A 12,534-nucleotide genomic window follows, 5' to 3' on the forward strand; every position below is an offset into this window, starting at 1 on the left:
CCGCGTTCACCGTCTGCTTGCTGGGCACGCAGGTCGAGAACATCGGAATGTCCGTCACGAGTACGAGTTCTTCGTGTGCCTCGTCGAACGTGCGGTCCAGGACGTGGTCCGGTTCGGTGTAGAGACCGGCGAACATTTCCCGGTAAGCGCGAGCGACCCGGGCCGGGGTCTCCAAGAGACCGTCCCGGTCCGGGTCCTCACCACAGGCGAGCAGGAGTTCGCGTACGGCTTTCTCGGCCCGGTCCTGGTCGAAGACCGGGCTTACGCCGTTACCGCTTGGTGTCGTCCTGTCCGTCGTCACGCCGTTGCTGTCCTTCGTCCTGCTGACCGCCGGGCTGGTCAGCGAACCAGCCGTCACGCGGGCGGTCTTCGGCGGGACGCCAGGGCTGGTTCGGCTGGCCGCCCGGCTGCGTGGCCGGGGTCCAGCCGGGAGGAGCCCCGTAGTTCGGCGGGCCGCCAACGGGCCCACCCTGGTAACCGCCTGCCGGACCACCCGGCTGCTGCCCACCATATGCCTGGGGCCAGTGACCGGTGCCGTTCGGCCCACCGTTGGGGCGACCACCGTTGGGGTAGGCGCCCGGCGGCGGCGGGGCGTACGGGTTCGCGTTCGGGTCCGGCGGCGGAGCGGGCTGCGCGTACGGCGGGCCACCGGGAAGGTCGCCGCCGCCCTGCGCGGTGCCGACCGGCGTCGGCGCCGGCTGCAGCACCGGCTGCTCCTTCTTCTCCTCCGGCGGGGGCCACGGCTCGCCGCGTTCCATCGCCAGCTCGCCGGGGGTCTTGATCGGCGGCTTGTCGGACGGCTTGCGGTCGCCGAACTCGTTGAAGATGGTGATGTGCGGGCGCTTCTCGACGGTCGCGAAGATCCGCTCGAGGTCCTTGCGGGTCAGCGTCTCCTTTTCGAGGAGCTCGATGACCAGCTCGTCCAGCACGTCGCGGTAGGTGCTCAGCACGTGCCACGCCTCGGTGTGCGCGGTCTCGATGAGCTTGCGCACCTCCTCGTCGATCTCGTGCGCGACCTCGAGCGAGTAGTCCGCCTGGCGGCCCGCCGAGCGACCGAGGAACGGGTCGCCCTGCTCCTGGCCGTACTTGACCGCGCCGAGCCGGGCGCTCATGCCGTATTCGGTGACCATCGCGCGGGCGATCTTGGTCGCCTGCTCGATGTCGGAGGAGGCACCGGTGGTGGGCTCGTGGAAGACGAGCTCCTCCGCCGTCCGGCCGCCCATCGCGAAGACCAGGCGCCCGATCATCTCCGATCGGGTCATCAACTCCTTGTCGTCCTCCGGGACGAGCAGGGCGTGACCGCCGGTGCGCCCGCGCGGCAGGATCGTCAGCTTGTAGACCGGTTCGATGTCCGGCATCGCCCACGCGGCGAGCGCGTGCCCGCCCTCGTGGTAGGCCGTGATCTTCTTCTCCTTCTCGGAGATGATCCGGCTCTTGCGGGCGGGGCCGCCGACGACGCGGTCGACCGACTCCTCCAGCGCGGCGTCGGTGATCACGTGCCCGTTCTGGCGGGCGGTGAGCAGCGCGGCCTCGTTGAGCACGTTCGCCAGGTCCGCGCCGGACATGCCGACGGTCCGCTTGGCGAGGCTGCTCAGGTCGGTGCCCTGCGCGATCGGCTTGCCCTTGGCGTGCACCTCGAGGATCGCCTTGCGGCCGCGCATGTCCGGCGCGGACACCGGGATCTGGCGGTCGAAGCGGCCGGGGCGCAGGAGCGCCGGGTCGAGGATGTCGGGACGGTTGGTCGCGGCGATCAGGATGATGCCGCCGCGCGCGTCGAAGCCGTCCATCTCGACGAGGAGCTGGTTCAGCGTCTGCTCGCGTTCGTCGTGGCCGCCGCCGAGGCCGGCGCCGCGCTGGCGGCCGACCGCGTCGATCTCGTCGACGAAGATGATGCAGGGCGCGTTCTGCTTGGCCTGCTCGAACAGGTCGCGGACTCGCGAGGCACCGACACCGACGAACATCTCGACGAAGTCGGAACCGGAGATCGTGTAGAACGGCACGCCCGCCTCACCGGCGACGGCGCGCGCGAGCAGCGTCTTACCGGTACCGGGCGGCCCGTAGAGCAGGACGCCCTTGGGGATCTTCGCGCCGAGCGCCTGGTAGCGCGCCGGGTTCTGCAGGAAGTCCTTGATCTCGTACAGCTCTTCGACGGCCTCGTCGGCGCCCGCGACGTCCCCGAAGGTCGTCTTGGGCATGTCCTTGTTGAGCTGCTTGGCCTTCGACTTGCCGAAGTTGAGGACGCGGTTCCCGCCGCCCTGCGCGTTGTTCATCATCCACATCAGCAGGCCCAGCACCAGCGCCAGCGGGATGGCGAAGATCAGGATCTGGGTGAGGACGTTCTGCTGGGTGACCTTGGTGGTGAACTTGACCGGGTTGTCACCGCTCTTCAGGCCGATGAGCTGGCCGTAGATGGTGCCCGCGACGTTCGCCGGGTACTGCGCGATGATCTGGTCGACCTGCTGGCCGTCGACCTCGATCTTCTTGTTCAGGAGCAGCTTGATCTGCTGCTCCTTGTCCTCTTGCGAGGCTTCCTTGACGTTGTTCGCGGTGATCTGCTGGTTCGCGATCGAGATCGGCACCTGGGTGTAGCCACGATCACTGTCGAAGATCGTGTTGTATGCGAGAAACGCCAGTACCGCCGCGAGAATCCAGAGCACTGGGTTCCTGAGCACGCTCTTCCGGTTCATACGACTCGGCCCTGGTGGCCTCGACCCTTCCTGGTTGGGCGGCTCATGTGATACCCGCCATCACGATCTTGACGACCCATGGTGCTCCGACACCCGCCCCTCAGGATACCGCCCGCCTGGACGGATGAGGGTGGTGAGCCTCTCGGACGTAAACGGCGGACGTCGCGCGAGGGTTCCCGGAGCCGGACCCTAGCGTGTGTCGACCGCCACACCGGCGGCCATTTCGCCCAGCCGCGTCCGGAGCGTCTTGACGTCGGCGGGCGAGACGGTGACCCACTCGCGCCCGTCCGGACCGGCCTGTGACGTGCTGAGATAGCGACCGCTGGCGGTGTCGAACCAGCCGAGCACGCGGGACCGCTGTTTGGCGCCCACGTGGGACCGGCTGTTCGCTGCGAGCTGACCGCCGCGCAGCCTCGGCTGGCCGGTGAGCTTGCCGAACGCCTCGCGCGGATCCGCCGCGATGCGATCACTGAGCGAGACGCGCGGCTTGTCCTTGCGACGGCTCTTCGCCGCTTCGGGCTCCTCGGCCTGCTTCGTCGGGTTGATGGCGGCGCGGATCGGCTCGGTGCGGCGGGCGTCGTCGATCGGCAGCGTGACGGACGCCTCCGAGCCGCGCTGTCCCGGGGGCAGCAGGTCGACGACCGCCGTCGGGAGCCCGTCGGCGGGTGCTTCGCGCAGCCAGATCCCGGACTGGTCCTGGATCGCGATCACCGCGTCGCGGCCGTCGGTGGCGCCGAGCACGGCGATCGTCGGGGCCTGGAATTCGGGGATGTGGAGCGCGTCGATGGTCAACGAGCCGCGGGCGAGGAGGTACAGCCAGTCCTCGATCCGCCGCTCCAGCCTTCCCCGGCCGTCGCGGATTCCGCGGGCCTGGAGTTCGTTGTCGACGCGCTGGCGCAGTGCCCGGCGTTCGAGCTCGGTCGCTCCGTGCGACCGGACGCGCAGCGGGTATGGCAGGTCGCCGAGCTCGGCGGACTCCCAGAGGAAGTCGAACGCCATCGGTGTGAAGTGTTCCTGGTGCATTTTGCTCCGTGCCCTCCCGGCACCTCGGCTTCATGGGCCTCGGGACGCCCAGAGGTTCACGATAGCGAAGGGGTACGACGGGCGGCGTCCGGATCGCGGATCATGCCCTGCGCCTGGCAGGGACGCGTGTCGCGAAAGCCACTTTCGCGACGCCTGATGTCCCGACAGTGGCTTTCGCGACACGGGGCCGGATCGCTCAGTGCGCGAGGGAGGCGTCGGAAGCGATCTTCCCCAGCAGCTCCGTGAGCCGCTGGCGCAGCGTCGCCGGGTCCGCGGGGGCGACGGTGATCCAGTCCCGTCCGTCGGAACCGCGGGTGGCCTGGGTGAAGTACCGGCCGGACTGCGTGTCGAACCAGCTCAGCACCGAAGACCGGCTCCGCGTGCCGTGTTTGCTGCGCGCGTTGGCGCCGAACTGGCCACCGCGAAGCCGCGGCTGCGCCTGGAGCCTCGACAGGGCCTTGCGGTCCTCGTCGGACGTCGCCGAGCCGTCGACCTGCGGCTGACGGCGCTGGAGGAAGTCCGCGCCCGAAGCGCCGACGAGCCCGTCGAGCGGGAGGGTGATCGACTTCTCCGTGCCGCGCGAACCCGGCGGCAGCAGGGAGACGATCGCGCTCGCGAGGCCGTCCGGGGCGATCGGGTGGAAGTGGAAACCGCGCGGGTCCTGCACGGTCAGCAGGCCCTGTCCGCCGAGCACCGACGCGACCGCGAGCAGCGGTTCGGTGCCGGGGTTGTTGAGCTGGACGCAGTCCAGGCTCAGGTCCGGCCTCGCGAGGACGCCGAAGTAGTCCTCGATATGCGGCTCGGGGCGTCCGCGCTCGTCGGCGAGACGGCGCTGGTTCAGCGACTGGAGCGTCTGCGTCCGCAGTGCGCCGCGCTCGTCCATCGTCGCCCCGTGCGAGCGGAGCCGCAGCGGGTACGGCAGCTCACCGGCGTTCGCGCTCTCCCACAGGAAGTCCAGCTCGACCGGGGTGAGCAGGTCACCGTTCGCCATCATCCGCCCCTAGTGTCTGTTGGTGAACCCGCGTCCGCGATCGGCGTCGGCAGGACACTGCTTGGTCAGCTGTCTCGCGACCGCGTACAGGGTGTCCTGCCACCGCGATAGCGGGGCCTTCGGCCGGGCGGGTTCACGTGTGGTCGCCCTTCGGCATCCAACTTCGGCACCGCCGACAGGCTCTCGCACAAGTCAGCGGGCGCGCGGCCGGATCGGCCGCGCGCCCGGTGGGAAACCGCTCTAGCGTTCGTCGTCTTCGGTCCACGCGCCGATGACCGGCGGCGGGGTCGCCTCGTTGGCGCCGAAGGCGTCGTCCGGGTCCGGCTCGATGAGGAACGACGCGTGCGTGTGCTCCTCTTCCTGCTCGGCCTGCGCGCCGTGCGCGCCCATGCCCATGCCGCCGCCCATACCGTGCATCGGCGGCGTGGCGCCACCGATGGTGCCGCTGGAGGACACGATGCCCTGCTGCGGAACGGCCTGGGACGCGGCGCTCTGCGCGGGCCCGCCCTTCTCGGTCGCGGCGGCGTCGGTGCTGTCGGTGTCCTTGGCGCCGGACTTGTTGCCCTGGCCGAGCGCCTTGGCGCCCGCGTAGCCGAGGCCGCCGCCGAGCGCGGCCGCGGTGAGGGCCTGGCCGAGCCCGTTGCCGCCGCTCGCCGGGGCGTGCGGGGTCATCGGGGCACCGGCGCCGGACGCGACGCCCGCACCCGGCGCGACACCGGCGGCCGGGCTCGCGGCCGGGCTGTAGCCGGCCTGCGAGAACACGCCCGAGTCCGGACCGACGTGGACCGGAGCCGCACCGCTGCCCTGCGCGCCGTAGCCGTGCGTGCCGGCGAAGACGGGGGTGCCGGAGACGGCGCCGGAGTTGAGGCCCGCGCCGCCGATGTTGCCGACGCCGCTGAACCCGGCGCTGTTGTGCGTCGCGGTCGGCTTCATGCCGAGGGATTCGGGGCCGAAGCTCGGGGTCGAGCTGTCGACCTCGCTCATCTCCTTGGTGTAGGCCTCGAGGAACCTGGCCTGCTCCGCCCGCACTTCCTTGTCCTGGTCGGCGAGGGGCTTCTGGTCGGTGATCATGCCGATCGGGCCCGCCGCCAGCGCCTGGCCCATGGCCTTCTCGGGGCTGTAGTCGGTCGGCTTCGGCATGAGCTTGACCTTGGTGGCGGCGTCGGCCTGCTTCTGCAGCCTGTCCGACATCGTGTGCGCGGCCTCGGAGGCCTGCGAACCCGAGTTCGCGATGGCGACCAGCGAACCCTGCGCGGCCGCGGCGCCCTGCCCGATCCAGGCGGCGCCCAGTTCGGAGATCGCGTTGTAGAGGTCGTTCGACGCCTGGCTCAGCTTGGCGCCGTGCGAGCCCCACGACTGGCTGATGGCGGTCGCCGTGCTGGGGTCGTTGCCGATGTTGGCCTGGTTCCACAGGTCCTGGCTGCTCGGCGCGCTCTCCCAGTTCGGCGGGTTGGTGATGGCGCGGTCGGCGCCGATGTCGAACCCGTCGGAACGGCCGCGCGCGGACGACACGATGTTCGCGGCTTCCGAATTGTCGCCGAGCTGCACCGGGGTGCCGCTGGTGTTGCTCTCGCCGTAAGAGTCGGCGCTGTGCTTCGGTGGCATGGCTTTCTGACTCCCCCTCAGACGTTACGGAACGGCTCGGCCGCGGCCTGGTCGATCTCGTGGTAGCGGGCCATCGCCGTCACGATGCCGGACTCGGCGGCCTCGTACTGCTGGAAAAGGTTCTGGAGCGCGGCCGCGTACGAGTCGCCTCCGCCGTCGGCACGGTTCGCCACCTTCGCGGCGATCGCGTTGCCGACCGGGTTGTTGCCCAGCTTCGGCGCCTGCCCGAGGTCGCCGGCCCGCTGCAGGAGGGCCTCGATGGCGTCCTTGCCGGTGCGGATCTTGTTCAGGACGGTCTGGGCCGCGTCAGGGTCGATCCCGACCTGACCCTGGGCCGCGGCGTTCTTGAACGCGTTCGCGTCCGCCAAGCTGTTCCCCATCTGAGCTCTCTCCGTTTCCCCCGGGCCAGGCCACGACGGCTGCGTGGCAAAGGTCTTCGCATAGGTTAACGCACTCGATCGCAGCCTATGACGCGTTCTCCGTGCTCAGGGTTCCGTATTCCCGCACACCCGGGCAAGCGGTTCTCAGGACGTGTAGACGTGGGGATCCAGAGTTCCGATGTAGGGCAGGTCCCGGTAACGCTCCGCGTAGTCCAGGCCGTATCCGACTACGAATTCGTTGGGAATGTCGAACCCGATGTACTTGACCGGTACGTCGACCTTGACCGCCTCCGGCTTGCGCAGGAGCGAGACGACCTCGAGCGAAGCGGGGTTCCGGCTCGCGAGGTTCTTCAGCAGCCAGGACAGGGTCAGCCCGGAGTCGACGATGTCCTCGACGATGAGCACGTCGCGGCCGGCGATGTCGCGGTCGAGGTCCTTGAGGATCCGCACCACGCCGGACGACGACGTCGCCGAGCCGTAGGAGGAGACCGCCATGAACTCGAGCTGGGAGGGAAGGGGGAGCGCCCTGGCGAAGTCGGTCATGAACATCACCGCGCCCTTGAGCACGCCGACGAGCAGGAGGTCTCCCTGCCCGGAGCCGGGGCCGTCGGCCGGATAGTCCGCTGCGACCTTGGCCGCCAGTTCGGCGATCTTGTCGTTGATCTGCTGCTCGGTGACGAGCACGGAGGCGATCTCGCCTTCGTACACGGGACGATCCCCTCTAGGTGGTGGACTGGGGTGCTTCGGCTGAGCCTTTTCGCGGAGCCGGGTCGTGTCGATGGATGGTCACGATACGCGTGAACCCGCCACGGCCGGAGGCCCCGCTATCGCGGTGGCGGGACACCCGATCCACCTCCGGGAGGTGGACGACCAGGCAGCGACACCGTGAGCCTGCCATGCGCCCGCGCGGCCACCAAGTCGCCGGGTAGCCAGACCCCGCCCTGACCCCGCCAGTTCCCCACCAGCGCGTCGACCGAGCGCAGGTGGGCGTCGGTGAGTTCGCGGACGCCGGAGTCCAGCAGCCACCTGCGGAGGACGCGTCGCCGCAGCGCGGGCGGTGCGGTGGCGAGCACCGCGACGTCGAGCCCTTCGCCGGTGAAGGCGCGCAGGTGGACCTCGTCCGCGAGTGTGTCCAACGCCTCGGTGTCCTCGCGCAGTTGCGCCGCCGTGCGGGCGAGCGACGCCGCGACACCGCCGGACAGCACATCCTCCAGAAGGGGCAGTACTTCGGTCCGTAACCGGACACGGGTGAAGCGCGGGTCTTCGTTGTGCGGGTCCTGCCACGGGTCGACGCCGAGCGCCCGGCACGCCTGCCGCGTGGTGGCGCGGGTGACGCCGAGCAGCGGCCGTCCCCAGGGCGGGTCGTGCGGGCGCATCCCGGCCAGCGAACGCGGCCCGGAACCCCGGCCGAGGCCGAGCAGGACGGTTTCGGCCTGGTCGTCGAGGGTGTGGCCGAGCAGGACGACGCCGCGTCCATCGGGCAGCGCCGAACGCAAGGCGCCGTAACGGGCCCGGCGGGCCGCCGCTTCCGGTCCGCCCGCGCCCTCGACGCGCACCTTCAGGACTTCGGCCGTGTCGGCGCCCAGTTCCCGCGCAGTGTTCGCGGCTCGGGCGGCGGTTTCGGCGGAACCCTCCTGGAGGCCGTGGTCGACGACGAGCGCCCGCACCTTCAGCCCGGCACGCGACCCCACGAACGCCGCCGCTTCGGCCAGCGCCAAGGAGTCCGCGCCGCCGGAGACCGCGACACAGAGCTCGTCGGCGGCCCCTGACGAGGCCAGGAAGTCCCGCACGGCCGTCCGCACGGCCGCGATCGCCGGATCCGGCCCGCTCACCCGTGCAGTCGCCGCACCCAGGCCGCCGGATCGCTGATCTCGGCCCTGGTCGGCAGCGTGTTCGGCGACGTCCAGACCGCGTTGAAGCCGTCCATGCCGACGGCGTCGACGACGTGCTTGGTGAACTTCGCGCCCTGTTCGTACTGGCGCAGCTTCGCGTCCACGCCGAGGAGGCTGCGCAGCACGCGGTCGATCAGGCCGCCGCCCTTGCGCCGGGCGGTGAACCGCGAACGGATCAGCTCGACACTCGGCACGACCTGCGGCCCGACGGCGTCCATCACGAAGTCGGCGTGCCCCTCCAGCAGGGTGGACAGCGCCAGCAGCCGGTCGAACACCGCTCGCTCGCCCGGCGACTGCAGGAGTTCGGCGAGGCCGGCGCCGCCCGCCTTGCCCTTGCCGATCTGCTTGATGGTGTCCGGCAGGCGGCCGACCAGATCGCTCAGCCCGTCCGCGTCCCGGCCGGCGAGCCCGCCGATCAGGCGCTCGACCTCGTCGGCGAAGTAGTCGCGCAGCCAGGTGACCGCGGTGAACTGCAGCCGGTGGGTGCATTCGTGCAGGCAGACCCACAGCCGGAAGTCGTGGCCCGGCACGTCCATCGCACGCTGGGCGGCGACCACGTTCGGCGCGACGAGCACCAGACGGCCGGCGCGGTCCGGCCCGCCGAACGGGTCGTACTGGCCGAGCACGCGGGACGCCAGGAAGGCGAGCACCAGTCCGGTCTGGACACCCGCGCCGCCGGCCAGCACGGGCGCCAGCGGGCCGCCCTGGGCTTCCGGCAGCGCGCGGCCGGTGAGCGCGTCGAGCCCCGCGGCGGCCGAACGGACCCAGCCGGGTCTGTCGACGACATCGGCGGGCAGCAGCGGCAGATCGAGGCCGAGCCCGGTCAGCTCGCGGACGTGCCCCTCCGCTTCGCCGGTCAGGTCACGGAGATCTGCGACGGCTTCTTCGGCCTCTTCGCGGTCGACCGCCGGACCGCCGCGCACCAGCAGGGCGCCCGTCGAGGCGGCCAGGGACCAGTCGACCATCGAACGTGTCTTGGTCGGCGTTTCCTCAGTCACTCTTATGACGCTACCCGCTGGAAGACCGGATTCCGTCCCGACTTCCTCACGCTCCGATTCCGGTCGCTCACCGGAGCCGGACGGCGGAGCAGGTGCGAACGAACGAAGACCGACCGACTACGACGTGAACCCGCCCTGGCGACGCGATCGCCGGGTTCACCGAAATCATCGGCAGCCGCACTTGTGCAGCGTCGCCGCGACGACGTCGAGCGCGGCCCTGCCCTTGTTCTGGTCCGAACCGGACGACATCAGCGCGAACACCAGCATCCGGCCGTCGGTGTCCAGCACAACGCCGGCCAGGGTGTTCACGCCGGACAGCGTCCCGGTCTTGCCGCGAACCCAGCCGCGGCCAGCGGCCGACGCCGGATCGCCGTAGCGCTTCTCCAGCGTCCCGCTGCCGCCCGCGACGGGAAGACCGGCCAGCAGGGGCCGCAGTTTGGGCGTCCTCGGATCCTTGCCGTCCGGCGCCGCCGCGACCGCGAGGATCTCGCTGAGCACCTTGGCCGGGATCTTGTTCTGGTCGGACAGCCCGCTGCCGTCGTTGATCTGGACACCGGTGAGGTCGAACCCGGCCTCCTTGAGCACGTTCATCGTCGCGGTCGCGCCGCCGGTGAACGACGCCTCGGCGCCCTTCGCGAGCGCGAGCTGGCGGGCGAGGACGTCGGCCATCAGGTTGTCCGAAAGCTGCATCAGCGAGTTGGCGAACTCCGCGAGCGGCTGGGACTTGACCTCGCCCAGCACCTTCGCGTCCTTCGGCGCCGTCGTCGTACCGCCGGCTTGGGCTTCGAGCTTGCCCGCGATCTTCTGGGTCAGCGCGGCCGCCGGGTTCGCGACGCGGGGCGAGTGGTCGTTCTTCGGGTCGGTGCGGCCGCCGTCGGCCATCACGGGGAGGACCGGCGCCATGTACGTGTTCCCGGCGGCGGTGTCCTCCGGGTCCCAGCCCTTCGCGGACGTCGGCCCCTTGAAGAGGCTGATGTCCAGCTGGACCTTGGAGATCTTGCCGCCTCCGGCCTTCTTCACCTGGGCGACGAGGTCGTCGACGTGGGCCGCGCCCGGGTACAGCGGCGAGTCCGTGCCCAGCGGCAGCGAGGTCAGCGACGGGTCGCCGCCCGCGACGAGGACGACCGTGCCCGGCTCCGCGCCCTGGACGATCTTCGTCGAGAACTGCGTCCCGTGGTCCATCGACAGCAGAGCGGCCGCGACGACGAGGATCTTCGTGGTCGACGCCGGGGTCAGCGGGGTGCCGGAGTTCTTGTCCCACAGGACTTCACCGGACGCCGCGTCCACGACGGTGCCGGTGAGCGTGCCGAGGTCCGGGGAACCGGCGGGGCCCGCCAGCGCGGCCGCGAGACCTTCCTTCGTCGGCCCTGCGCCGTTGATGTCCGGCCCGTGCAGGACGCGGGTGACCCCGGCGGGTTTGGGGATCTCGCCCTTCGGCGCGTTCGGCGCCCAGGGCAGGCCGAGGCGGTTCGACACCTTCGGCATCGCGGCGGCGCCGCCCATCCCGGCGAGCAGCAGGACGACGACCAGGGTCGTGATCAGCAGGGCCTTGCGCTTGCGTTTCGGCTTCGGCGCGGGCGCGGCCTCGGTCTCGGCGGCCGGGGGTTCCTGGGACGGCGGCTCGGGCCGCTGGATCCCGACGGTCGCTTCGGCGTCGAAGCGCTCTTCGGCGGGCTCGATGCGGACCGGGCGGGCGTGCATGCTCGCGGACGGGACCGGCGCGGGCGCCGGCGGCTCGACCCGCGTCGGCTCGGGGCGGCGCGGGGGCTCGGGTTTCGGCTCGGGTTCAGGGGGCTCGGCGACCCGATCGAACTGGTCCCAGTCCGGTTTGTCGGTCGGCTGCGGCTGGACGGGCTGCACGAAGACCGTCTTCGGCGCTTCGGGTTCCTTCGGCTCGACCGGCGTCACCGGTTCGAACGCGGACCACTTCGGGGTCGGGGTCTCCGGGACGTCCGGTTCCTCCTCGACCTCGACGACCGGCTCGAACCAGGAGCCACTTTCGGGTGTGACCTTCGGCACTGACAGCTCTTCGGTCTTGCCGTTCGCCATCCCCGACATGGGCAGCCACATCGTGGCCTCGCCCTCCCCCTTGGCGGCCTTGGGCTCGGCGGATGAGGTGTCCTTGTCGTCCGACGGCCACCTCGGGGCATCGTTTTCCGGCACTCAACGCTCCTTCATCCACCGTCCGGGGAAGGGGCCAAGCTCACATACGACCACATCGATGCGACCACCCGGGACCCCGTGGTCCACACTAGTGAAGACAAGACCATGAACTCGGTGAGCCGTCCGCGACGGCGGGGCGTACCAAAGACGAGAGCAGCGAGGCCGGCGTGGAATTCGACGTCACTATCGAAATCCCCAAGGGGGAGCGCAACAAGTACGAGGTGGACCACAAGACCGGTCGGATCAAACTCGACCGGACGCTGTTCACCGCCACGCAATACCCCGCCGACTACGGGTTCATCGACGACACCCTCGGCCAGGACGGCGACCCGCTCGACGTGCTGGTGCTCGTCCAGGAGCCGACGTTCCCGGGCTGCCTGATCCGCTGCCGCGCGATCGGCATGTTCCGGATGACCGACGAGAAGGGCCCGGACGACAAGGTCCTCGCGGTGCCGACGAACGACCCGCGGCTGGAGCACCTGCGCGACATCCACCACCTGAACGAGTTCCACAAGCTCGAGATCCAGCACTTCTTCGAGGTGTACAAGGACCTGGAGCCGGGCAAGAGCGTCGAGGGTTCGAGCTGGGTCGGGCGCTCCGAGGCCGAGGCCGAGATCAAGCGTTCGCTCGACCGCGAGACCGACCGGCTGGCCAAGGAGGCCATCGACGGTCCGGCGGCTCACTAGTCGTTCAAGCGCCGAAGGGGCCCTTCACCGCACGGGATGCGGTGAAGGGCCCCTTCGCGTCTGGGGAGTGCCGGTGCCGCGTGGGTCGAGGTGGTCGTGAGTGGCGATT

Annotated in this window: 10 protein-coding genes and 1 pseudogene; 1 reads left to right on the plus strand and 10 read right to left on the minus strand. The window is 70.6% G+C overall.

All coding sequences use genetic code 11. From position 1 onward, the window contains the following. Nucleotides 1–28 precede the first annotated feature (28 nt). The 10 genes and pseudogenes from ACZ1DY_RS41625 to dacB form a co-directional block, all read right to left on the minus strand. Nucleotides 29–301, minus strand: a pseudogene (locus ACZ1DY_RS41625) (GTP cyclohydrolase I); the annotation flags it as partial. After that, entirely contained in the window at nt 270–2,687 is a 2,418-nt protein-coding gene (ftsH, locus tag ACZ1DY_RS41630) for an ATP-dependent zinc metalloprotease FtsH (protein ID WP_126730140.1), read from the minus strand. The gene ftsH and the pseudogene ACZ1DY_RS41625, both read right to left, overlap by 32 nt. A 189-nt stretch (nt 2,688–2,876) precedes the next feature. Next, nucleotides 2,877–3,710 carry an ESX secretion-associated protein EspG gene (locus ACZ1DY_RS41635; protein WP_465482988.1) on the minus strand — a complete coding sequence of 278 codons (834 nt, stop codon included), beginning with the start codon at nt 3,708–3,710 and terminating at the stop codon, nt 2,877–2,879. Between the two features lie 196 nt (nt 3,711–3,906). Then, the gene (locus ACZ1DY_RS41640) at nt 3,907–4,701 is read right to left on the minus strand and encodes an ESX secretion-associated protein EspG (protein WP_126730137.1); all 795 of its coding nucleotides are present in this window, start codon (nt 4,699–4,701) and stop codon (nt 3,907–3,909) included. A 240-nt stretch (nt 4,702–4,941) separates the two neighbouring features. Next, complete coding sequence (locus ACZ1DY_RS41645; RefSeq protein ID WP_257483190.1) at nt 4,942–6,306, minus strand: WXG100 family type VII secretion target; 1,365 nt, start codon at nt 6,304–6,306, stop codon at nt 4,942–4,944. Nucleotides 6,307–6,323: 17 nt separating this feature from the next. Then, on the minus strand, nt 6,324–6,686 hold the full coding sequence (locus tag ACZ1DY_RS41650; protein WP_125683481.1) for a hypothetical protein: 363 nt from the start codon (nt 6,684–6,686) through the stop codon (nt 6,324–6,326). A 144-nt stretch (nt 6,687–6,830) separates the two neighbouring features. Beyond that, nucleotides 6,831–7,394 (minus strand): hypoxanthine phosphoribosyltransferase, encoded by a 564-nt coding sequence (gene hpt, locus ACZ1DY_RS41655; RefSeq protein WP_093933323.1) that lies wholly within the window; start codon nt 7,392–7,394, stop codon nt 6,831–6,833. A 116-nt stretch (nt 7,395–7,510) separates the two neighbouring features. Continuing rightward, nucleotides 7,511–8,518 carry a tRNA lysidine(34) synthetase TilS gene (gene tilS, locus ACZ1DY_RS41660; protein WP_465482989.1) on the minus strand — a complete coding sequence of 336 codons (1,008 nt, stop codon included), beginning with the start codon at nt 8,516–8,518 and terminating at the stop codon, nt 7,511–7,513. Further along, nucleotides 8,515–9,543, minus strand: a complete 1,029-nt coding sequence (locus ACZ1DY_RS41665; RefSeq protein ID WP_257489818.1) for a zinc-dependent metalloprotease — start codon at nt 9,541–9,543, stop codon at nt 8,515–8,517. The genes tilS and ACZ1DY_RS41665 overlap by 4 nt, the downstream gene beginning before the upstream one ends. Nucleotides 9,544–9,741: 198 nt before the next feature. After that, on the minus strand, nt 9,742–11,739 hold the full coding sequence (dacB, locus tag ACZ1DY_RS41670; RefSeq protein ID WP_257483192.1) for a D-alanyl-D-alanine carboxypeptidase/D-alanyl-D-alanine endopeptidase: 1,998 nt from the start codon (nt 11,737–11,739) through the stop codon (nt 9,742–9,744). A gap of 167 nt (nt 11,740–11,906) precedes the next feature. Here dacB and ACZ1DY_RS41675 point away from each other — a divergent pair, with 167 nt between their 5' ends. Next, entirely contained in the window at nt 11,907–12,425 is a 519-nt protein-coding gene (locus ACZ1DY_RS41675) for an inorganic diphosphatase (protein WP_034310036.1), read from the plus strand. The last annotated feature ends 109 nt before the right edge of the window (nt 12,426–12,534 follow it).

The sequence above is a fragment of the Amycolatopsis sp. PSD-21 genome (assembly GCF_055561455.1).